General features: G+C 71.7%; 17 protein-coding genes. 11 read left to right on the forward strand and 6 right to left on the reverse strand.

From position 1 onward, the window contains the following. Positions 1-49 precede the first annotated feature (49 nt). The 6 genes from D0T12_RS14085 (at position 50) to rfbD (ending at position 6,259) form a co-directional block, all read left to right on the forward strand. Complete coding sequence (locus D0T12_RS14085; protein WP_117400011.1) at positions 50-958, forward strand: 3'(2'),5'-bisphosphate nucleotidase CysQ; 909 nt, start codon at positions 50-52, stop codon at positions 956-958. A 136-nt stretch (positions 959-1,094) separates the two neighbouring features. Next, positions 1,095-2,024 (forward strand): sulfate adenylyltransferase subunit CysD, encoded by a 930-nt coding sequence (gene cysD, locus D0T12_RS14090; RefSeq protein ID WP_117400012.1) that lies wholly within the window; start codon positions 1,095-1,097, stop codon positions 2,022-2,024. Between the two features lie 44 nt (positions 2,025-2,068). Then, entirely contained in the window at positions 2,069-3,331 is a 1,263-nt protein-coding gene (locus D0T12_RS14095) for a sulfate adenylyltransferase subunit 1 (RefSeq protein ID WP_117400429.1), read from the forward strand. Positions 3,332-3,336: 5 nt separating this feature from the next. Continuing rightward, entirely contained in the window at positions 3,337-4,404 is a 1,068-nt protein-coding gene (locus D0T12_RS14100; RefSeq protein WP_117400013.1) for a glucose-1-phosphate thymidylyltransferase, read from the forward strand. After that, positions 4,401-5,399: a dTDP-glucose 4,6-dehydratase gene (rfbB, locus tag D0T12_RS14105; RefSeq protein ID WP_117400014.1), complete on the forward strand. Its 999-nt coding sequence runs from the start codon at positions 4,401-4,403 to the stop codon at positions 5,397-5,399. Before D0T12_RS14100 ends, rfbB begins: the two co-directional genes overlap by 4 nt. Continuing rightward, a complete protein-coding gene (gene rfbD / locus D0T12_RS14110; RefSeq protein WP_117400015.1) occupies positions 5,396-6,259 on the forward strand; it encodes a dTDP-4-dehydrorhamnose reductase in 864 nt (287 codons plus the stop codon). The genes rfbB and rfbD overlap by 4 nt, the downstream gene beginning before the upstream one ends. Before the next feature lie 102 nt (positions 6,260-6,361). Here the strand turns inward: rfbD and rfbC are convergent, their stop codons facing one another. Continuing rightward, positions 6,362-6,961, reverse strand: coding sequence for a dTDP-4-dehydrorhamnose 3,5-epimerase (gene rfbC, locus D0T12_RS14115; protein WP_117400016.1), 600 nt, complete (start codon positions 6,959-6,961; stop codon positions 6,362-6,364). A gap of 104 nt (positions 6,962-7,065) precedes the next feature. On the opposite strand from rfbC, the gene D0T12_RS14120 reads away from it, so the two are divergent. Next, positions 7,066-8,055 (forward strand): hypothetical protein, encoded by a 990-nt coding sequence (locus D0T12_RS14120; RefSeq protein ID WP_147339509.1) that lies wholly within the window; start codon positions 7,066-7,068, stop codon positions 8,053-8,055. Here D0T12_RS14120 and D0T12_RS14125 read toward each other — a convergent pair. Continuing rightward, complete coding sequence (locus D0T12_RS14125; RefSeq protein ID WP_158581495.1) at positions 8,005-9,333, reverse strand: O-antigen ligase family protein; 1,329 nt, start codon at positions 9,331-9,333, stop codon at positions 8,005-8,007. The two genes, D0T12_RS14120 and D0T12_RS14125, sit on opposite strands and share 51 nt — an antisense overlap. Positions 9,334-9,399: 66 nt before the next feature. Here D0T12_RS14125 and D0T12_RS14130 point away from each other — a divergent pair, with 66 nt between their 5' ends. Next, the gene (locus D0T12_RS14130) at positions 9,400-10,284 is read left to right on the forward strand and encodes a sulfotransferase (protein WP_147339510.1); all 885 of its coding nucleotides are present in this window, start codon (positions 9,400-9,402) and stop codon (positions 10,282-10,284) included. Positions 10,285-10,299: 15 nt separating this feature from the next. On the opposite strand, the gene D0T12_RS14135 is transcribed toward D0T12_RS14130, so the two are convergent. Beyond that, entirely contained in the window at positions 10,300-12,153 is a 1,854-nt protein-coding gene (locus D0T12_RS14135) for a right-handed parallel beta-helix repeat-containing protein (protein WP_117400020.1), read from the reverse strand. A 177-nt stretch (positions 12,154-12,330) separates the two neighbouring features. After that, positions 12,331-13,080 carry a hypothetical protein gene (locus D0T12_RS14140; protein ID WP_147339511.1) on the reverse strand — a complete coding sequence of 250 codons (750 nt, stop codon included), beginning with the start codon at positions 13,078-13,080 and terminating at the stop codon, positions 12,331-12,333. Positions 13,081-13,263: 183 nt separating this feature from the next. On the opposite strand from D0T12_RS14140, the gene D0T12_RS36535 reads away from it, so the two are divergent. Next, positions 13,264-16,521 (forward strand): LamG-like jellyroll fold domain-containing protein, encoded by a 3,258-nt coding sequence (locus tag D0T12_RS36535; protein ID WP_233526049.1) that lies wholly within the window; start codon positions 13,264-13,266, stop codon positions 16,519-16,521. A 219-nt stretch (positions 16,522-16,740) separates the two neighbouring features. Beyond that, positions 16,741-18,390, forward strand: a complete 1,650-nt coding sequence (locus D0T12_RS14150; RefSeq protein ID WP_147339512.1) for a PQQ-binding-like beta-propeller repeat protein — start codon at positions 16,741-16,743, stop codon at positions 18,388-18,390. Positions 18,391-18,493: 103 nt separating this feature from the next. On the opposite strand, the gene D0T12_RS14155 is transcribed toward D0T12_RS14150, so the two are convergent. Both D0T12_RS14155 and D0T12_RS14160 read right to left on the reverse strand, forming a co-directional pair. Next, positions 18,494-19,438, reverse strand: coding sequence for a phosphotransferase (locus D0T12_RS14155; protein WP_117400024.1), 945 nt, complete (start codon positions 19,436-19,438; stop codon positions 18,494-18,496). A gap of 85 nt (positions 19,439-19,523) precedes the next feature. Next, entirely contained in the window at positions 19,524-20,654 is a 1,131-nt protein-coding gene (locus D0T12_RS14160; protein WP_199487454.1) for a DUF1972 domain-containing protein, read from the reverse strand. Positions 20,655-20,831: 177 nt separating this feature from the next. Between D0T12_RS14160 and D0T12_RS14165 the strand changes: the two genes are divergently transcribed. Beyond that, on the forward strand, positions 20,832-21,995 hold the full coding sequence (locus tag D0T12_RS14165) for a glycosyltransferase family 4 protein (RefSeq protein ID WP_233526050.1): 1,164 nt from the start codon (positions 20,832-20,834) through the stop codon (positions 21,993-21,995). Positions 21,996-22,006: the final 11 nt, after the last annotated feature.

The raw sequence follows: 22,006 nt of genomic DNA on the forward strand, positions 1-22,006 counted from the left end.
TGAGAGGGTGGGCCGAGCGGACAGCCGAGTCGGATGGTGAGCGGACGAGATGACGGTGCAAGCGGTGGCGGACGACCATGCCGTGGCGGCGGAGTTGGCCGCCGAGGCGGGACGGCTGCTGCTGAACGTGCGGGACGAGGTGGGGTTCGCCGACGCGCGGGCTCTGAAGGACACGGGTGACGTCCGGGCCCACGAGTACCTCATGGCGGCGCTGGCGGAGCGCTGTCCCGGCGACGCGGTGCTGTCGGAGGAGGGCCGGTCCGCCGTGGCGGGGAAACGTGCCGTCGCGGGGGGCGGTGCCGACCGCGCGCCGACGCGGAACACGGCCGACGCGGAGCGGCTCACGGCCGACCGGGTGTGGATCGTCGACCCGTTGGACGGCACCCGCGAGTTCTCCGAGGAGGGGCGCCGTGACTGGGCGGTCCATGTGGCCCTGTGGCGGCGGGACGGTTCCGACGGCGGTCGGCTCGTGGCGGGGGCGGTGGCGCTTCCGGCGCAGGGGTTGACGTTGCGGACGGACGCGACCGGCGGCGCGTGTCTGGTCCGAGCCGACGCGGGGCAGCCCGCCGAGGCCGCGTTGCGCGTTCCGTCCCCGGACGCGGGCAAGCTCCGCATCGCGGTCAGCCGTACCCGTCCGCCCGAGTTCGTCCGGCGGTTGGCGGAGCGGCTCGACCTTGACGTCGAGTTGGTGCCGATCGGGTCGGCGGGGGCGAAGATCTCCGCGGTGCTGCTCGGTGAGGTCGACGCCTACGTCCACGCGGGCGGCCAGTACGAGTGGGATTCGGCCGCGCCGGTGGCCGTCGCGGTCGCCGCCGGGGCCCACGCGTCCCGGGTCGACGGGTCGGCACTGAACTACAACCGGAAGGACCCCCGGCTGCCGGATATCCTGGTGTGCCACCCCACGTCGGCGTCGACGCTGCTGACCGGCATCCGGGATGTGCACGACGCCCTGTCCTGACCAGTCCTTTTCACCGTCCGACCGCCGAACGGGATGGTGTCGGACCGGGCCGGTGTTCGTTCCCGGTGGGGAACGCGTCCTGTGGCGGCCGCGTCCCGCCGGTCGCCCCTTGCCAGAAAGGCGGAGAAGCCCAGCGATGTCCCAGACCGTGCAGCGTTGCGACTATCTGCTGTCGCAGCTCGACGTCCTCGAGGCCGAGTCCATCCATATCTTCCGGGAGGTGGCGGCCGAGTTCGAGCGGCCGGTGCTGCTGTTCTCCGGCGGCAAGGACAGCATCGTGATGCTGCGGCTGGCGCAGAAGGCCTTCTGGCCCGCGCCGATCCCGTTCCCGGTGATGCACGTCGACACCGGCCACAACTTCCCCGAGGTGATCGAGTTCCGTGACCGTCGGGTCGCGCAGACCGGGGTCCGGCTGGTGATCGCGTCCGTGCAGGACTCGATCGACAGCGGCCGGGTCGTGGAGCAGAAGGGGCGCCGCGCGTCCCGGAACCGGCTCCAGACGACGACGCTGCTGGACGCGATCGAGGAGCACCAGTTCGACGCGGCGTTCGGCGGTGCGCGCCGCGACGAGGAGAAGGCCCGCGCGAAGGAGCGGGTCGTGTCGTTCCGGGACGAGTTCGGGCAGTGGGATCCGAAGAACCAGCGCCCGGAGCTCTGGAACCTGTTCAACACCAAGATCGTGCAGGGTGAGCATGTCCGGGTGTTCCCCCTGTCGAACTGGACCGAGCTCGACATCTGGGACTATGTCCGCCGGGAGGAGCTGGAGCTCCCGTCGATCTACTTCGCGCACACCCGCCAGGTGTTCGAACGGGACGGGCTGCTGCTGGACGCCGAGACCGGGTTCGCCAACCGCGGCGACGACGAGCCGGCGTTCGAGGCGACCGTCCGGTACCGGACGGTCGGGGACGCGTCCTGCACGGGCGCGGTGAAGTCGTCCGCGACGACGCTGGACGAGGTCGTCGAGGAGATCGCGGCGACGCGGATCACCGAGCGCGGGCAGACCCGCGCGGACGACCGCACCAGTGAGGCCGCGATGGAGGACCGCAAGAAGGAGGGCTACTTCTGATGGCCGGCGCGAACGAGCCCGCCGGGGGCTCGTCCCCCAAGGGCATGGATCTGTTGCGGTTCGCGACGGCGGGCAGTGTCGACGACGGCAAGTCCACGCTGATCGGTCGGCTGCTGTTCGACTCCAAGTCGATCTTCGAGGATCAGTTGGAGTCGGTGGAGCGGACCAGCGCCGACCGCGGTGAGGAGTACACGAACCTCGCGCTGCTGACCGACGGCCTGCGCGCCGAGCGGGAGCAGGGCATCACGATCGACGTGGCGTACCGCTACTTCGCGACGCCGCGCCGCAAGTTCATCATCGCCGACACCCCGGGGCACATCCAGTACACCCGCAACATGGTGACGGGCGCGTCCACCGCCGACCTGGCGATCATTCTGGTGGACGCCCGCAAGGGCATCCTGGAGCAGTCGCGGCGGCACGCGTTCCTCACCACGCTGCTCCAGGTTCCGCACCTGGTCGTGGCGGTCAACAAGATGGACCTGGTCGACTACGACCGGGACGTCTACGAGCGGATCGTCGACGAGTTCACCGCGTTCGCCTCCAAGCTGGAGGTGACGGACCTGACGTTCGTGCCGATCTCCGCGCTGCACGGCGACAACGTCGTGTCGCGCAGCGTGAACATGCCGTGGTACGAGGGGTCGTCGCTGCTGCACCATCTGGAGCACGTGCACATCGCGTCCGACCGGAACCTGATCGACGTGCGGTTCCCGGTGCAGTACGTGATCCGCCCGCACGCGTCCACCGACCCCGACCTGCACGACTACCGCGGCTACGCCGGTCAGGTCGCGGGCGGCGTCCTCAAGCCCGGTGACGAGGTGCTGCACCTGCCGTCCGGGCTGTCCACGACGATCACGCACATCGACGGGCCGCGCGGCCCGGTCGACGAGGCGTACGCGCCGATGTCGGTGACGCTGCGGCTCGCCGACGACATCGACATCTCCCGCGGCGACATGATCGCGCGGCCCAACAACCGGCCGGAGGTCGCGCAGGACATCGACGCGATGGTCTGCTGGATGACGCCCGACCGGACCCTCACCCCCCGGACGAAGCTGATCATCAAGCACACGACGCGGACGGCGAAGGCGATGGTGAAACAGCTGCACTACCGCCTGGACGTCAACACGCTGCACCGCGACGAGCAGGCCCCGTCCCTCGAACTGAACGAGATCGGCCGGGTGTCCCTGCGGGTCACGCAGCCGCTGTTCGTCGACGACTACGGCCGTAACCGGCTCACCGGCGGGTTCATCCTCATCGACGAGGCCACCAACAACACCGTGGGCGCCGGTATGATCACCGGCGCGCGGTAGTCGGTGTGAAGGCGCTGGTACTGGCGGGCGGGGCGGGGTCCCGCCTGCGTCCGATCACGCACACGTCCGCCAAGCAGCTCGTCCCGGTCGCGAACAAGCCGGTGCTGTTCTACGGGCTGGAGGCGATCAGGGACGCCGGGATCCGCGAGGTCGGCATCGTCGTGGGCGACACCGCGGCGGAGATCCGCGCGGCGGTCGGTGACGGTTCCGCGTTCGGCCTGGACGTCACCTACCTGGAGCAGGACGCGCCGCGCGGGCTCGCGCACGCGGTCCTCATCGCCCGCGAGTTCCTGGGCGAGGACGACTTCGTCATGTACCTCGGCGACAACTTCATCGTCGGCGGCATCGGCGACCTGGTGCGGCGGTTCCGCACCGACCGGCCCCAGGCGCAGATCATGTTGACGCGGGTGTCGGAGCCCCGCGCGTTCGGCGTCGCCGAGCTCGACGCCGCGGGCCGGGTCGTGGCGCTGGAGGAGAAGCCCGACCATCCGAAGAGCGACCTGGCGCTGGTGGGCGTCTACCTGTTCAGCCCGGCCGTGCACGAGGCCGTCGCGGAGCTGAAGCCGTCCCGCCGCGGCGAACTGGAGATCACCGACGCGATCCAGTGGCTGATCGACGGCGGGCACCGGGTCGAGTCCACGTTGATCAGCGGCTACTGGAAGGACACCGGCAACGTCACCGACATGCTGGAGGTCAACCGGTTGGTGCTGGAGGACGTCGAACCCTGTGTGGAGGGCGAGGTGGACGGCGACAGCGAGCTGATCGGCCGGGTCGTCGTCGAGGCGGGGGCGCGGGTGTCCCGCTCGCGGATCGTCGGCCCCGTCATCGTCGGCGCGGGCTCCACCGTCCGCGACTCCTACGTCGGGCCCTTCACGTCCATCGACCGCGACTGCGCGGTGCTCGGCAGCGAGATCGAGTACTCGATCGTGCTGCGGGGCGCGTCCATCGACGGCGTCGGCCGCATCGAGTGCTCGCTGATCGGGCGCGAGGCGGAGGTCACGCCGGCCCCGCCGGTGCCGCGGGCGCACCGGCTCGTCCTGGGAGACCACAGCAAAGTGCAGATCAGCAAATGAGCGCCGCCGGGGGGCCGCGGGTCCTCGTCACCGGCGGCGCCGGTTTCATCGGCTCGCACTACGTGCGGGAACTGGCGGGCGGCGCGTACCCGGCGTGGGCCGACGCCGAGATCACCGTCCTCGACAAACTGACCTACGCCGGCAACCTCCGGAACCTGGAACCGGTCGAGGGCCGGTACACGCTGGTGCGGGGCGACGTGTGCGACGCGGCGCTGCTCGCCGACCTGGTGCCCGGCCACGACGTCGTCATCAACTTTGCGGCCGAGTCGCACGTGGACCGTTCGATCGACAGCGGCGCCGAGTTCGCGCGCACGAACGTCCTCGGCGTGCAGGCGCTGATGCAGGCGTGCCTGGACGCCGGAACGCCCCGCGTCGTGCAGGTGTCCACCGACGAGGTGTACGGGAGCATCGGCGAGGGCTCCTGGGACGAGTCCGCGCCGCTCGCGCCGAACTCGCCGTACTCGGCGGCGAAGGCGGGCGGGGACATGATGGCCCGCGCCTACGCGCGCACCCACGGCGTCCCGGTCAGCATCACGCGCTGCGGCAACAACTACGGGCCGTACCAGTACCCCGAGAAGGTCATTCCGCTGTTCGTGACCAACCTCATCGACGGGCGCACCGTCCCCCTCTACGGGGACGGCGGGAACGTCCGCGACTGGATCCACGTCGCCGACCACTGCCGCGGCATCCAGCTCGTGGCGGAACAGGGTCTGCCGGGTGAGGTCTACCACATCGCCGGGACGGCGGAGCTGACGAACCTTGAGCTCACGGGACGTCTCCTGGACGCCGTCGGCGCGGACTGGGACCGGGTCGAACGCGTCGAGGACCGCAAGGGTCACGACCGCCGCTACTCGCTGTCGGACGCGAAACTCCGGGCCCTCGGGTACGCGCCGCGGGTGCCGTTCGAGGAGGGGCTGGCGGAGACCGTCCGCTGGTACGCGGAGAACCGCGCCTGGTGGGAGCCGCTGAAGAAGCGCGCCGAGGACGCCCGGTGACGTGGCTGGTCACCGGTGCGGGCGGCATGCTCGGCACCGATCTCGTCGCCCGCCTGAACGGCGCCGCCGGGGAGAAGACCGTCGGGTTGCGGCGCGGTGACCTCGACGTCACCGACGCGGCCGCCGTCCGCGACGTCCTGCGCGCGCACCGGCCCGCGACCGTGGTGAACTGCGCCGCCTGGACCGCCGTCGACGACGCCGAGGCGCACGAGGACGCCGCGCTCGCCGTGAACGGCACGGCCGTGGAGGCTCTTGCCGCCGGATGCGCGGAGATCGGCGCGTCGCTCGTGCAGATCTCCACCGACTACGTGTTCGACGGGACCGGCGACGCGCCGTACCGGGAGGACGACCGGACGGCGCCGGCGAACGCCTACGGCCGGACGAAACTCGCGGGGGAGCGGGCCGCGCTCGCCTACGAGCGCGGGTACGTCGTCCGCACCGCGTGGCTGTACGGGGCGCACGGGCCCAATTTCGTCAGGACGATGATGCGGCTCGCCGGGGAACGCGACCACCTGGACGTCGTCGACGACCAGACCGGGCAGCCGACCTGGTCCGGTGACCTCGCCGAACGGATCGTCGAGCTGGTCGGCTCCGGCGCCCCGCCCGGCGTGTACCACGGCACGAACGCGGGCCGCACGACCTGGTGCGGGCTGGCCCGCGAGATCTTCACCCTGCTCGGGCTCGACCCGGCCCGGGTGCGGGCCACGACCACGGACCGGTTCCCGAGGCCCGCACCCCGGCCCGCGTTCAGCGTCCTCGGGCACGACCGCTGGGCCGCGGCCGGGCTCCCACCCATGCGGGACTGGCGAGACGCACTGCGAGCCGCCTGGCCCCTCCTGCACGACAACACCCATGCTTGACGACGCGCCGGGCTGAACTACGCGTTGGGTGACGACGCCCTTGAATGACGACGGCGCCATGGGTGATGGTGTGCGCGGGTAAGAGGGTGCCGGGTGGTGGGCTCAGGTGGGTAGGCCCAGTTTGGCGTAGTAGTCGAGGCACTCCTGGTAGTCGGGCAGCAGGCCGGACCGGCGCGCCTCGTCCAGGGTCGGCGCGTCGGCGTCCTTGTCGGACAGGAGCGGCTCGATGTCCGACGGCCAGGCGACGCCGATCGCCGGGTCCAGCGGGTGCACGCCGTGTTCGCGGCCCGGCGCGTACGGCTCGGAGCACAGGTACACGACGGTGGCGTCGTCGGTCAGGGCCATGAACCCGTGGGCGATGCCCTCGGCGATGTAGAGGCAGCGGCGGTTCTCCTCGTCGAGCCGCTTCGCCTCCCACTGCCCGAAGGTGGGAGAGCCCACCCGCACGTCCACGACCACGTCGACGATGGCGCCGCGCAGGCACGTGACATACTTGGCCTGGCCTGGCGGGACGTCGGCGAAGTGGAGCCCGCGCAGGACTCCCCGGGACGAGACGGAACAGTTCGCCTGGGCGAGGTTCAATCCGTGTCCGGTCAGGGACCGGAGGCTGTCGCCGCGGAACCACTCATGAAAAGATCCCCGCTGATCGCCGTGCACGACGGGGGTGAACAAAAACGTACCTTTGATGCCGAGCGGATCCACATGAGCAAGAATGCCATACGGTTCCTCCCAGAGATGGACGTCACACTGTGAGAGCACACTCCTCCCGTGCGCTTTCTCCCGCCGCGGTCGCGGCGGCAGCGCTCGTGGTTCTGACAGGCCCGTTCGCGCTGGCGGCACCGACGCCGACGCCGTCACCGGCCGTGACGAGCACGGTGCCCGTGAAACCCGCCTTCCGGCCCTCCGACCCCCGGCTGGCCGCCCCCGCCGGGCTCGTCGCGGGCATCGTCCACCCGAACATCTGGTGGACGATCGCGTCCCCGGGCGGGCGGCCCATGCTGTTCGCGGTCGACCCGAAGGGCCGCACCCGCGCCGCGTACTCGCTGACCGGTGTCGCCGGTGCCCGCGTGGACGCCATCACGATCGTGAAGAACGGGGCCGGCGAGTCCGGGCTGTTCCTCGGTGACCTGAGCCGTGGCCGCACCGGCGCCTTCTACCTGTACCGGGTCGCCGAGCCGAAGACGTTGAGCGACGCCCCGCTCGCGGTGAAGCCGTTCAAGGTGCGGTACCCCAACGGCGGCGGCAACGAGGCGAGCGCGCTGCTCGCCGACCCCGCCGAGAGCCGCCTGTACGTCATCACCCGGAACAAGAAGGCCGCGGCCGTGTTCGCGCTGCCCGGCGTCCTCGGTCCCGGGTGGAACGCGTTGACGCGGTTGCGGACCCTGCCGTTCCCCGTCCGCGGCGGCCAGTTCACCCCGGACGGACGCGTCGTCCTGAAGACGACCGAGGACGTGCGGATCCTCGGCGGCATCCAGGAGATGGCCGGTCAGGTCGTCCGGACCGCCACCGGCCTGGCGGGCGACGCGTTCGGCGTGACGTCCACCGGGCGGCGCGCGCTGGTGGTCTCGCCCGGGGTGAGGCCCACGTTCCAGTCGGTGGCGCTGCCCGCGCCGAACGAGGCCACCAAGCCGACGACCGCCGCCACGGAAGAGGTGAGCGAACGGACCACCCCGGTCGCGTACCCGTCGGAGTCGGGCCTTCCGGGCGGCCCGCTCGGCACCGGCGCGCTCGCCGGGCTGGTGCTGCTAGGCGCGTTCGGCGTGGTGTTCTACCTGCGCGGTCGCCGCTCCGGGTGACGGGAGCGGGTCGCCGCCCTCCCGCCGCAGCGTCTCGGCCCACGAGACGGCGATGAGCAGCCAGGCGCTGGACGCGTTCGCCGGAGCGGCCAGACCCTCGGTGGTCATGCTGTCGACCAGGAAGAAGCCGAGGAGGCCGAGCATCATCCCCGCGTCGGCGCGCAACGTCCGGTGCCGGGTGAGGAGCAGCAGCACGAACGCGAGCGTCAGCAGCAGCACCGCGAACGCCGTCGCGCCGAGCACCCCCTCGTCCACGAGCGCGTTCACGAACGCGTTGTGGCCGCCGCCGAGTCCGATGTCGTCGAGGAACAGGCCCCGCGACGCCCCCAGCCCGTGACCGAAGATCGGCTCCCGGGCGAACGCGTCCATCGCCAGGTCCCACAGTTCGGTGCGGGAGTTCAGCGAGGCGAGCTTCTCGGCGGACTCGCCGCGCGCCACGAACGCCAGGATGGTCTCGGAGAACGCCAGCACCGCGAGGACCGCCACGGCGCTGCCCATCACGACCACGTCCACGCGGCCCTTGGGGCCCCGCGCCGTCGCCAGCAGCACGGCCAGGCCGGCGGCGCAGCCCAGCGTCGCGCCCCGGGTCCCCGTGGCGACCAGCGCGCCCGTCAGCACCAGCAGGGCGCCCCCGTACACGAGCGGATGCCACATCCGGTCACGGGGCGTCGTCCAGCGGATCAGGTAGCCGACCGTCAGCAGCACCGCCACCCCGAGATAGACCCCGGCCTGCACGGGATGGACGTACAGCCAGTTGAACCGGTCCACCGTCTGCGGGGTGCGCGGGAACGGGTGCGCGACACCGATCCCGACCGACACCACCACGATCACGATGAACGCGTGGGCGAGCCGGCGCAGGTCACCGCGCGTCGCGCGGGTCGCCATGACATGGCACAGCAGCATCGCGACCAGCAGTTGCGCGCCGCGGACGACACCGAGCGCCTTGTACGGCGACCACAGCGCCGAGAACGCGGCGTACCCGCAGAACACCCACGCCGCGAGCAGCAGACCGGAGACGCGGCGCCTCGGCGGACCCAGCCCGAAACCGTTCACCAGGTACAGCGCGGCCAGGCCGTAGACGCCGACCTCCATCAGGACGGTCATGTCGGCGCTGCCGCCGACCGACTGGTCGACGGCGCGGCTGCGCAGCTTGTAGTCGCTGGCGAGCATCAAGGCGAGCGGAAGCGTGTACGCCCACCACCCGGCGGACGCCGCGGGCGGTGTGCGCCGCGGGAGCAGCCCCTTTACACGCACGGGACCCTGCCACTGCACGGTCATGTGACTCCCACCGGTTCGCTGAGACCCCACCAAGAATAAGCCGGTCATGGCGGTAATCTGTGCGCTGTGAATCGAGCGATGCTACCCGGCCCGGTCGTCTCGGCGGGCCGCGGCGTGATCCGCGGGTACGGGATGAGCACGGCCGCCCTGCGCCCCGGCCCCGACTTCCTCCTCATCGGGGCGAAGCGAGGGGGATCCACCTCCCTGTACTACACGCTGCTGGAGCACCCCCGGATCATGCCGCTGTTCCCGAACGCGCGGCTGCTGCCCAAGGCCAACCACACCAAGGGCGTCCACTACTTCGACTCCCACTACGACCGGGGCGCGACCTGGTACCGGTCGCACTTCCCGGCGTCCGCGCGCAGGTCGGGCAAGGTCGTGGGGGAGGGCTCGCCGTACTACCTGTTCCACCCGCTCGCCGCGGAGCGCGCCGGACGCGACGTCCCCGACGCGAAGATCCTGCTGATCCTGCGCGACCCGATCGAGCGCGCGTTCTCGCACTACCGGGAGCGGCGGCGGCAGAGCGCCGAGGAACTCGCCACGTTCGAGGAGGCGCTCCTCGCCGAGAACGACCGGCTCGCCGGCGAACGGGAACGCATCGTCTCCGAACCGGGATACCGCAGCTACGCCCACGAGCAGCAGTCGTACCGGGCGCAGGGGGAGTACGCCCCGCATCTGCGTCGCTGGATGGAGCACTTCCCCGCCGAACGGTTCCACGTCCTCGCGGCGGAGGAGTTCTACGCCGACCCGCAGAAGGCGGTCGACGGGGTCGCGGAGTTCCTCGGGCTGCCCCCGGCGCCGCTGCCGCCGTCCGCCGTCAAGGTGTGGAACGCGGCGCCGAGCCAGGAACTCAGCCCCCACACGCGGCAGAGCCTCGCCGAGCACTACGCGCCGTTCAACGAGGACCTGGAGAAACTGCTCGGACGTACGTTCCCCTGGACCCGTCCCTGACCCGTTCCCGGCCGGTCAGTCCCGCCAGGCGCCGACGTGGCGGACGCCCGTCCGCTTGTCGAGCAGGCGCGCGATGTCGGCCGGGAGGGGCAGAGCCACGTTCTGGTCGGCGGGCCCGGCGGCGGACGGGGCGAGGAACCCGTCCGGCTGCGCGGCGCCCGCGGTGCCGTGGTACGCGCCGCGCCGCTCCTGCCCGGTCACCGACCGGAACCGGCCGAGGTCGGCGAACGAGTTCTTCGTCCACAGGACGAGCGTGGACGGGGCGGACCCGTCCGGCCGGACGTAGACGTTGCCGTTGACGGTCAGGTTCATCTGCCCGGCCGACCGCTCCCCGGTGTGGTCGGTGACGCACAGGAGGCAGTCCGTTCCGGGACGGGCGCCGGCGATGACGTTGTTGGCGACGGTGGTGTTCCCGATGCGCCAGGTCATCGTCGGGTCGTCCGGGCGCCGCGGGTCCCGGCCCGGCACCGACCGGTCGCCGCGCCGCCGGTCGTCCTGGACGACCTCGATCGCGCGGTCGTTGCCGGCCATGGAGTTGTTCCAGATCCGGACGCCGGACGTGTTGTTCACCTTCACCCCGTTGCCGGCGTTGCCGCTGATGACGTTGCCCGCCACCACCGCCTTGGCGCTCAGCTCCAGCGAGACGCCGTGGTGGGCGTTGCGGAGGATCCGGTTGCCCGCGAGGCTGATGCCGTGGACGGACTCGTCCATCCACACGCCCTTGCCGAGGTTGTCGACGATGTCGCCGTCGACGACCGCGACCGCGCGGGTCCGGGTGACCTTGATCCCGCCCGAGACGGGCGAGAACTTGAACCGCTCCCGGTTGTTGTGGTCCGCCCGCACCGACTCCAGCCGCAGATCGTCGGCCTGGTCCGCGTGGACGCCGAGCATCCCGTTGCGGGAGGCCGTCACCCGCCGGACGCGGGCGTGCGCCGCGGAGACGCTGAGACCCGTCGTCGCCGACTCCCGGACGACCACGTTCTCCACGGTGACGCGGGGGGCGGCGACCTTCACCGCGGCGATCCTCGGCAGCGCCGTCGCGTACCGGCGCACGCCGATCCCGCGGAGCCTGCTGCCCTTGCCGCGGATGGTGATGGCCTCGCCGAGCGTGCTCGCCCGGACGCGGTGCCCCCGCGGATCGGAGCCCACGTAGAGGCGGGAGGCGCCCTCGTCGACGTAGAACGTGCCGGGCTTCACCTCGTTCCGCGTCTTGACCTGCCGCTGCGGGGCCCCGTCGATCCAGACCTGGTCGGGGTGCGCGGCCATCGGATGCTCGGGGGAGACGAACCGGAAGTCGGAGTCCTCGCTCGGCGCCGCGCCCGCCGTGTACGTGGGGCTGGAGTCGAATCTGGCCGTCCAGCCCTCACGGACCCAGGCGGCGTTCCCGGCCCTCCAGCCGGTGACGGGCGAACTGCCGTCGAACCACACGCTCTCCCGCGGATACGCCTGGATCGTCAGGCGCTTGCCCGCCGGGACGGTCACGGTCTCGTGGTAGTCGCCGCCGCGCAGCACGATCGTGCCGCCGCTGCGCGCCTTCTCGATCGCCCTGCCGAGGGTGCGGAGCGGCTTCTTCTTCGTGCCGTCCGCGCGGTCGCGTCCGGACGGCGCGACGAACAGCGCACCGTCCGGGACCTTGTAGGCCGTGCTGCCCACGGCGGCCGCGCCGGGCGGTCCGGGCGGCTCCACCGCGCGGCCGTCGTCCCGGGGGATCTGCCAGCCGAGCAGCCCGACACCGACGATCACCGGCAGCGCGAGGAACCGGACGATCGTCGCCCGGCGCGAGCCGCCCGAACCGCCGTCACCCGGACCGGCGCCGGGACCGTCGCCCGGCGTGACGCCCGCGGTGGTGTCCGACCTGCCGCCTGACATGCCCTGCCCCCTCACCCCCGGGCCTCACACGAGGCCGTACCGACAAGAGACACTGCCCAACGAAAGTACTGCACCATGAACGCCTCGGCCATGGGCCCTCCGAGCGGCGGGCCCCGCCTCAGGGCCCTCCGCGTCAGGGCCCACGGCGCGCGTCGGGGCGCGCCGGGGCCCGCGGCGTCAGGGACGGAGCGCGCCCGCGAAGAGGGCGACCTTGTGCTGGGCGTCGAACTTGACGCCGATGGCCACCGACTTGTAGCCGTTCGGGGGGATGTCGAAGGCGTAGGACGCCTTCCTATCCTTGCCCGGCGGCACGGTGCCGTAGAAGTCGTTGAGGTCGGCGTACGAGGTCGGCCTCGCCTCGGTCTTCTTGGGGCCGTATCTGGCCACGACCCTCACCTGGTTGAGGTCGAGGGGCTTGGCCGAGCCGTTGGTGAAGGCCAACGTGAAGATCGTGAGGACACGGCCCTGGATCTGGCCGGGGCCGTCCACCTTGTTCCGGACGTAGCGGATGTCACTCACGCGGACGCTGATCTTGTCGTCGTAGGTGACGGGCTTGCGCAGGCCGTCGGACGCGGAGAGGTTCTGCGACCCCGGCGCGGCGTTGGCCGCGGCCTCGGGCTGCGCGCTCGGCGGCGGGGGCGGCTTGGCGGCGGGCTTCTCCTCGTCCCCGCCTCCCCGGACCACCACCGCCGCGATCGCCACCACCGCGGCAAGGGCCAGCGCCCCGCCCGCGACGAGGAGGCCCTTGCGCGGGCCGCCCTTCTTCGGCGCCCCACCCTGCGCGGATCCGCCCTGCGCCGGTCCGCCCTGTGTCGGTCCACCTTGGGGCGGGCGGCCCTGCCGCGGATCGCCGGGCTGTGGACTGCCTGCCGGCGGGGGGCCCTCAGGCGGACGACCCGTCGGCGGAAGGGATCCGCTGTCGGACATACGGGACTCCTCACGAGTGTGCGTTCGAAAGGGTGGTCGGACCGGGGAAAGTCGAGTGCGGGGGGACGCGCTTCAGCCGGAGTCGACCGGAGTCGACCAGTGTAGACGCGAAACGTCCGTTACTCTGCCTTTACTCCGATGGCCGCCGAGGGCCGCGAAGTTGATGGCCGAGGGAACCTCCAAGTGACATCTGAACGTTCGCATGGGCGCGGGGCGCGCGCCCGCAGAATGGCGATAGCCGCGGTCGCCGCTTTCTCCACCGCCCTGCTCGGCGCTTCCGTGCCGACCGGCGAGGCCGCGGCCGACACCGATCCGCCGTCCGGCCTGCCGCCGACCGTGAGCGCCGACCCGCTGCCGACGTGGCAGGTGAACGGCGTCGTCTGGAGCATGGTCACGGTCGGGAACACCGTCTACGCGACCGGTAACTTCACCAAGGCGCGTCCGCCGGGCACCGCGCCGGGGCACGCCTCCGAGGTGACGCGCAACAACATCCTGGCGTTCGACCTCACCAGCGGGAACCTCGTCACCTCCTTCGACCACTCGCTGAACGGGCAGGGGCTGCGGGTCGCGGCGTCCCCGGACGGCAAGCGCGTGTACGTCGGCGGCGAGTTCACCACCGTCGACGGCCAGCCGCGGCAGCGCCTCGCGGCGTTCGACACCGCAACCGGCGCGCTCGACCCGAACTTCAAGCCGCAGGTGTCGGCGGTCGTGCGGGGCATCGCCGCGACGAACTCGAAGGTGTACTTCGGCGGCAACTTCTTCAACGTCAACGGCAACGCGCGGACCCGCCTGGCGGCGGTCGACGCCGCCAACGGCGCCAACGACAACACGTGGCGGCCGACCGCGGACGACAACGAGGTCCACGCCCTCGCGATCGCGCCCGGTGAGCAGCGGGTCATCATCGGCGGCCGGTTCCAGCAGCTCAACGGCGTGCAACAGGTCGGCATCGGCGCGGTGAACACGACCAACGGCGCGTCCGACACCTGGACCAGCAAGCCCATCCCGACCAAGTCCGGCAGCAGCTACTCCTACGTCACCGACCTGTTCGTCGCGGGCGACACCGTGTACGGCTCGGCGGACGGCGAGGGCGGCCGCTGGTTCGACGGCCGGTTCGCCGCCAAGGCCGCCAACGGCGACCTGGTGTGGCTGGACAACTGCTACGGCGCCACCTACGGCATGTTCGTGCAGGGCCAGTCGGTCTACAGCGTGTCCCACGCGCACGACTGCGCCTCCCTCGGCGCGTTCCCCGAGCAGAACCCGAGGATCTGGCAGCGTGCGCTGGCCGAGACCACCTTCCCGACCGGCACCGACCAGGCGCCGCCGGGAGCGAACAGCAACTACAGCGGACAGCCCGTCCCGACCCTCCTGCACTGGTTCCCCAGGCTGGCGATGGGGACGTTCACGAAGCAGTACCAGGCCGCGTGGACGGTCACCGGCAACTCCGAGTACGTCGCCATGGGCGGCGAGTTCCCGAAGGTGAACGGGAAGGCGCAGGAGGGCATCGTCCGGTTCGCGTTGAAGGCCGACGCGCCCAACAAGGAAGGACCCGAGGCGGCGGAGCTCGGCACCCCCACCGCCAGGGCCATGCCGGACGGCAGCGTCCGCGTGGGTTGGAAGACCACGTGGGACATGGACAACGAGAAGCTGCGGTACGAGATTCTGCGCGACGGCGGGTCCACGCCGGTCGGCGTCGTCGAGAAGACGTCGACGTTCTGGGAGATGCCGAACGCGGCGTTCTTCGACACGACCGCCCCGCCGGGCTCGCACACCTACCGGGTCCGTGCCGTGGATCCTGCCGGGAACGCCGTCACCAGCGACGCGTCGAACGCGGCGACCCCCGCCAACGGCACTCCCGGGCCGTACACCAACGAGGTCCGCTCCGACGGGGCGTCGGCCTACTGGCGTCTCGGTGAGAGCAGCGGCACCGGCTACGACTACGCGGGCGCGAACGACCTGACGTTCGGTTCGGGCACGACCCGCGGGCAGGCGGGCGCGATCGCCGGCGACGCCGACCGGGCGGTGCGGTTCGGCGGCACCTCGACCGGCACCGCGTCGAGCGGACCCGCCCCGACACGCCAGGGCTTCAGCGTCGAGGCGTGGGTGAAGACCACCTCCACCACCGGCGGGAAGATCATCGGTTACGGGAACGCGGCGAGCGGCACCAGCACGAACTACGACCGCCACCTGTACCTGACCAACGACGGGCGGGTCGTCTTCGGCGTCTACCCCGGCGTCACGAAGACCGTGCAGAGTTCCGCCAAGGTGAACAACAACCAGTGGCACCACGTGGTCGGCACCCTCGACCCCGAGGGCGGGATGAAGCTGTTCGTGGACGGCGCGCAGGTCGCCGCCGACCCGTCGGTGAAGACGGCGCAGGTGTACTCCGGACGCTGGCGCCTCGGCGGCGACAACCTCAGCGGCTGGCCCAACCGGCCGACCAGCAACTTCCTGAACGGCACGCTGGACGAGGTCGCGGTCTACCCGCGGGCGCTGACGGCGGCCGAGGTGACGCGTCACCACGGCGTCGGCACCGGCAGCGTCCAGCCGAACCAGCCGCCGTCCGCGGCGTTCACCTCGTCCTGCGACCAGCTCGCGTGCACGTTCGACGGGTCCGGCTCCACCGACCCCGACGGGACGATCGCGAGCTACGCCTGGGACTTCGGCGACGGCCAGAGCGGTACGGGCGCCACCCCCGCGCACACGTACGCGGAGGCGGGCGACTACACCGTCAGGCTGAAGGTCACCGACGATCAGGGCGCGACGAACGAGGTTCTGCGCAACGTCGCCGTCACGTCCTCCGTCCTGGCGTCCGACTCCTTCGGGCGCACCGTCACCGGCGGGTGGGGAACGGCCGACACCGGCGGCGCCTGGAGCAGGGTCGGCACCGGCGGCGTCATGTCCGTGGACGGCTCCGGAAAGGTGGCGATGATGGCGCCCACCGAGAGCGGCGGCGGCCACCTCAACGGCACGTCCGCCACGGACACGAACCTGACCTTCGGCGTCGCCGCCGACAAGGTCACGACCGGCAACGGCGTCTACGTCTGGGCCGTCGGACGACGGGTGGACGGCCAGGGCGACTACCGCGCCAGGATCAGGCTGCTGCCGTCCGGCGCGGTGGGGCTCCAGCTCAGCCGCGCGACCGCGGGCAACGCCGAGACGGCCATCGGCTCCGAGCAGGCCGTTCCCGGCCTGACCTGGGAGCCGGGCACGCCGCTGCGGCTGCGTCTGGAGGTGACGGGCACCGCGCCGACCACGCTGAAGGCGAAGGTGTGGGCCGGTGGGGCGACCGAGCCGGCGGAGTGGCACGCCACCGCGACCGACGCCACCGCCGGGCTTCAGGCGGCCGGGGCCGTGGGGCTGCGGACCTACCTGGCCGGCAACGCCACCAACGCTCCGATCGTGGTGTCGGTGGACGATCTGAAGGCCACCCGCGTCGGCTGAGCGTCATCGCCTGATTCGGTCGAATAAGGCGATAGACGCGTGGGGGCGCCCCGAGGTTTACTCCTCGGGGCGCCCTTTTCTGATCGGCCGGCAAAAAGAATGGTTTGTATCACGATTTCAGTAAGGGCGTCGATGCCGGAACGCGGAGGCGACTAGGATCCTTCGATCTGGAGTGGCCGTGGGGCCACGAGTGGCAGAAGCGTCAGGGGATCCGAACTCGTGAGAGCTCTTTTGCGACAGCGCCGGACGAGTGTGCGCGCGGGCATGGCCGCCGCCGTCACCCTCGGGCTCGCGGGCGCGTCCTTCGTATCGGCGGGCCCGGCGGCGGGTGACACGGCGCCGCCGACCGGAACGCCTCCGACCGTGAGCGCCGACCCGCTGCCGACGTGGCAGGTGAACGGCGTCGTCTGGAGCATGGTCACGGTCGGGAACACGGTCTACGCGACCGGCAGCTTCACCAAGGCGCGCCCGCCCGGCACCGCCCCCGGCAACGCCAAGGAGGTCACCCGCAACAACATCCTGGCGTTCGACCTCACGACCGGGAACCTCGTCACCTCGTTCAACCACTCGCTGAACGGGCAGGGCCTGCGGGTCGCGGCGTCCCCGGACGGCAAGCGCGTGTACGTCGGCGGCGAGTTCACCACCGTCGACGGCAAGGCGCACAGCCGTCTCGCCGCGTTCGACACCGCGACCGGCAAGCTCGTCGACGCCTTCGCCCCCCGCGTCTCCAACGTGGTGCGGGGCATCGCCGCGACGAACTCGACGGTGTACTTCGGCGGCAACTTCTTCAACGTCAACGGCAAGTCGCGGACGCGGCTCGCGGCGGTGAAGGCGACCAACGGCGCCAACATCGACACGTGGCGGCCGACCGCGGACGACAACGAGGTCCACGCGCTCGCGATCGCGCCCGGTGAGCAGCGGGTCATCATCGGCGGCCGGTTCCAGAAGATCAACGGCGCCCAGCGCGTCGGTGTCGGCGCGGTCAACGCGACCAACGGCGCGTCCGTCACCTGGAACAGCAGGCCCATCCCGACCAAGTCCGGCACCCGCTACTCGTACGTGACCGACCTGTTCGTCGACGGCGACACCGTGTACGGGGCGGCGGACGGCGAGGGCGGCCACTGGTTCGACGGCCGGTTCGCCGCCAAGGCCGCCAACGGCGACCTGGTGTGGCTGGACAACTGCTACGGCGCCACCTACGGCGTGTACGCCAAGGACAAGGCCCTCTACAGCGTGTCCCACGCGCACGACTGCTCCTCGCTCGGCGCGTTCCCCGAACAGAAGCCGAGGATCTGGCAGCGGGCGCTCGCCGAGACGACGTACCCGACCGGCACCGACAAGGCGCCCCCGGGAGCCAACAGCAACTACCGCAACCAGCCGGTCCCGACCCTGCTGCACTGGTTCCCGAGGTTGGCGCAGGGGACGTACACCAAGCAGTACCAGGCCGCGTGGACCGTCACCGGCAACGGCGACTACGTCGCCATGGGCGGCGAGTTCCCCAAGGTGAACGGGAAGGCGCAGCAGGGCCTCGTCCGGTTCGCCCTCAAGGCCAAGGCGCCGAACAAGACCGGTCCCTCGGCGCCCGACCTCAAGGCGCCGACCGCGGCCAAGCAGCTCGCCTCCAGGAGGATCCAGATCAGCTGGAAGGCCACCTGGGACATGGACAACGAGTCCCTGACCTACGAGGTCCTGCGTGACAACGAGACCACGCCGCTCACCACGCTGAAGAAGAACTCCTCGTTCTGGGTGCTGCCGTCGATGAGCTTCATCGACGAGAACCCGCCCGCGGGCAAGCACACGTACCGGATCCGGGTGTCCGACCCGTCGGGCAACAGGATCTCCAGCCCCGCGTCACCGGCGGTCGGCTGACCGTTCACCGCGACTCGTCCTCCGCGCAACGCGCCCCGGCCTCGCCGGGGCGCGTTGCTCTTGCTCATGTTCGGGGGTGTGCGTGCGCGGGTGTGCGCGGCCGTCAGACGGCCGGTGCGCCCATCGAGCGCAGGACCTCGCCGAGCTTCACGGTGAACGGGGCGTCGTGGTCGCCGTCCGACCGCAGCGCCACCCGCTTCAGCCAGAACTCGGCGGCCTCCTCGTGGCCACGTACGGCAGCCGGGTCGGACGGCCCGCCGAACACGACGGTGTTGGTCGCCTCGTAGTAGACGAGGTCCGCGCCCGGCGGCGCCCACGACGCGTCCTCCCAGTCGATCAGCCACGGCAGCCCGCGACCGCAACGGCGCAGGTTCCACGCCGTGAGGTCGCCGTGCATCGCGACCCAGTGGTCCGGGACCTCCGTCGGGCGCGGCAGCGCCGCCCCCAGCCGTCGCTGAAGGTCCGCGAGCAGCGGCTCCAGCGCGATCCCGCGCACGGGCCTCGCCGGCCGGGGCGGCATCGCCTCGATGACCATCCAGTGCCAGCCAGCCGTGTCGCCGCGGCCCAGGACACGCGGCACCCGGAACCCGTCGGCCCGGCCGTCCGGAAACGCCGACAGCGCCCGCTCCTCGCGGTCCAGCTCGCCCGGATCGTCGCGGAGCTTGAGGAACCCGACCGGCCTGCCCCCGCGCAGCAGAACCGCGGCGAGGCCCGTCCTGGACGCCTGTGGACGCTCGTAGAGGGCCAGGCCGTCGAACGGTCCCACGCCGCCGCACGACCCGACGTGTTCGGCGAGCGCTCGCCACCGCTCCGCCCCGCCCGGCGGCTCCCACCGGACCCGGGGGCCCGGCACGATCCGCGGCCCGCACACGGCGACCGCGCCGTACAGGGCCCACTGCGCGGCCAGGGCGGCGGGCTTGGACCGCGTGAACAGCGACACGCCCGCGAGCGCGCCGCGCCGCGACCGCGCCGGGATGAGAACGTTCCCGGTGCCCATCCGCGGGCGGACGAACGCGTAACCCGATCCCGGGTGTCCGGTTCCGGTCATGTCGTTCCGGGCCGTCTCGTGCGGACCGTCTCGTGCGGGGTCATCTCGTTCCTGGTCGTTTCGTTCCTGGTCGTTTCGTGCGGGGTCACTTCGGGCGGACCGTCTTGCGGGTGAGCCTGCGCTCGACCAGGTCCGCGCAGAGCTTCTCGTACGCGGCCGCGACGTCGTCCCAGACGTACCGTTCGGCGGCCCGCTTGCGCGCCGCGTCGCCCCGGTCGGCGGCGGCGCCCGGGTCGGCCTCCGCCGCCTCGATCCGCTCCGCCAGCGTCGCCGCGTCCGCGAAGTAGCGTCCCGCCTCGTCGCCGAGGACCTCGCGGTTGAAGTTGACGTCGAAGGCGAGGACGGACGCGCCCGCGCCCATCGCGCGCAGCAGCGACGGGTTCGTCCCGCCGACGGAGTGGCCGTGCACGTACGTCAACGCGCCCGCGTACAGGGCGTCCAGAAGGTCCTGGTCCCAGACGCCGCCGAGGAACGTGATGCGGGGGTCGTCACCGGCCAGTTCCTTGACGCGTTCGGTGTAGGCGTCCGCGTACGGCGCCGAACCGACCACGACCAGCGGCTTCTCCGCCCGGCTCCGCCGGTACCCCTCCACCGCGAGGTGAACGTGGTTCTCCGGCTCGAACCGCGCCACGACCAGGTGGTATCCGCCCGGCTCGTAGCCCGCCTCGGCCAGTTTCGCGGTGTCGGTGGAGGTCAGGATCGGCGCGCCGTACGGGATGAACACCGACTCCGCGCCGAACTTCTCGCGGTAGTAGTCCTGGATGCCGACGGCGTCGGCGATCAGCGCGTCCGACCAGCGGACCGCCATCGCCTCGGCGGCGCGGTAGTACCGCTGCCCGGTCCCGCTCCACTTGGTGCGCTTCCATTCCAGCCCGTCGACGTGCGTGGCGACCGGGACGCGCAGCGTCCGCAGCACCGGCAGCAGCGGCGCGTTCGCGGCGTTGAACAGCAGCGCGACGTCCGCGCCCTCCCGCGCCATCTTGCGGCGGAACGCGTGCGCCACCGACAGGCCGGTGTGGCTGAGGGTCTCGGCGACCTTCTTCTCGATGGCGGGCAGGTGGATGAGCCGCATCCCCAGATACTCGGGTTCCGGGTGACGTTCGCCACGGCAGTACACCATCACCTCGTGGCCGTCGGCGGCGAGCCGTTTGCCGATCTCCTCGACCGCGGTCTCGAATCCGCCGTACCGCGCCGGCACCCCCCGTGTGCCTACCATGGCGATGCGCACCTTCGACCCCCACCTCTGTTCGAGCCCACCATGCGAGCCCTTTGCCATACGATCCGCACAGATTATGCGCAAGAGGCGTTGGGCGTCTCGGGGGTAAAAGACAGTTAATCTGAAGGTTGCGCGAGACTGGTTCCAGGGGGGCCTGGTGGACCAGAAGGAGGGCATGTGGCCGAACGGTACGCGAGGTCCACGGTGGTGATGGCGCATCCGTCGCCTGATCTCTACGGGTCCGACCGTATGTTCATCGAGTCGGTGCGGGCGCTGGCACCGCACGGCCGGGTGGTGGTGTCGCTCCCTGCCGACGGCCCGCTGTCGGCCGCGCTCCGCGACGCCGGTGCCGAGATCGTCGTCCAGCCCGTGCCCGTGCTCCGCAAGGCGTACCTGTCCCCCGTGGGGATCGTGCGGCTGGCGTTCGCCGGGCTCCGGAGCCTGCCGCGCGCCGTGCGCCTGCTCCGCCGGGAACGTCCCGCCGCCCTCTACGTGAACACCGTGACGCTCCCGCTGTGGATGCTCGCCGGGCGGCTCGCCCGCGTGCCCACGGTGTGCCACGTCCACGAGGCCGAGGACGGTGTGCCGCGTCCCGTGCGGGCCGCGCTGCACCTGCCGCTCCGGCTCGCCCGCGGCGTGATCGTCAACAGCCGGGCGACGGCCGCCGCCGTCGGCCGGCCCGGCGAGAACGCCCGGCTCATCTACAACGGTGTCGAGGAACCGCCCGAGCCCGTCGCGGCGCCGCGTGCGGAACCCGGCCCGCCCGCCCGGGTCGTCCTGGTGGGACGGCTCTCGCAGCGCAAGGGCTCCGACATCGCGGTCAAGGCCGTCCGGCTGCTGCGCGAACGCGGACGCGACGTCACCCTGACGTTGGTCGGCGACGTCTTCCCCGGCTACGAGTGGTTCGAGAAGGAGTTGCGGGCCGAGGTCGGCGACGACGAGGGCGCGGTGACGTTCTCGGGTTTCCGGACCTCGGTCTGGGATTCGTTCGCCGAGTCGGACATCGCGATCGTGCCCTCGCGCGTCGAACCTTTCGGGAACGTTGCCGTCGAGGCGATGCTGGCCGGGCGTCCCCTGGTGGTCGCCGACACCCAGGGGCTGGTCGAGATCGTCACCGACGGCGACAACGGCGTCGTCGTCCGGCCCGACGACCCGGCGGCACTGGCGGACGGCATCGCCCGACTGCTGGACGACTGGGACGGCGCGCTCGCCATGGCCAAGCGGGCCCGCGACGACGCCGCCCGGCGGTTCGGCAAGGACCGCTACCACCGCGAGTTGCGGGACGCCGTCCAGGACCTGACCGGACGGGCGCCCGCCCGACCCGGGCGGTCCCGCCCCTGACCGTCTCCCGA

It is taken from the genome of Actinomadura spongiicola (assembly GCF_003432485.1).
Classification (GTDB): Bacteria; Actinomycetota; Actinomycetes; order Streptosporangiales; family Streptosporangiaceae; genus Spirillospora; species Spirillospora spongiicola.

Bases quoted from the DNA above. Each gene is read 5' to 3' on its own strand.
- D0T12_RS14085 (WP_117400011.1), top strand. From the start codon at position 50: ATGACGGTGCAAGCGGTGGCGGACGACCATGCCGTGGCGGCGGAGTTG.
- cysD (WP_117400012.1), top strand. From the start codon at position 1,095: ATGTCCCAGACCGTGCAGCGTTGCGACTATCTGCTGTCGCAGCTCGAC.
- D0T12_RS14095 (WP_117400429.1), top strand. From the start codon at position 2,069: ATGGATCTGTTGCGGTTCGCGACGGCGGGCAGTGTCGACGACGGCAAG.
- rfbB (WP_117400014.1), top strand. From the start codon at position 4,401: ATGAGCGCCGCCGGGGGGCCGCGGGTCCTCGTCACCGGCGGCGCCGGT.
- D0T12_RS14125 (WP_158581495.1), bottom strand. From the start codon at position 9,333: ATGACCGTGCAGTGGCAGGGTCCCGTGCGTGTAAAGGGGCTGCTCCCG.
- D0T12_RS14135 (WP_117400020.1), bottom strand. From the start codon at position 12,153: ATGTCAGGCGGCAGGTCGGACACCACCGCGGGCGTCACGCCGGGCGAC.
- D0T12_RS14140 (WP_147339511.1), bottom strand. From the start codon at position 13,080: ATGTCCGACAGCGGATCCCTTCCGCCGACGGGTCGTCCGCCTGAGGGC.
- D0T12_RS14155 (WP_117400024.1), bottom strand. From the start codon at position 19,438: ATGACCGGAACCGGACACCCGGGATCGGGTTACGCGTTCGTCCGCCCG.
- D0T12_RS14160 (WP_199487454.1), bottom strand. From the start codon at position 20,654: ATGGTAGGCACACGGGGGGTGCCGGCGCGGTACGGCGGATTCGAGACC.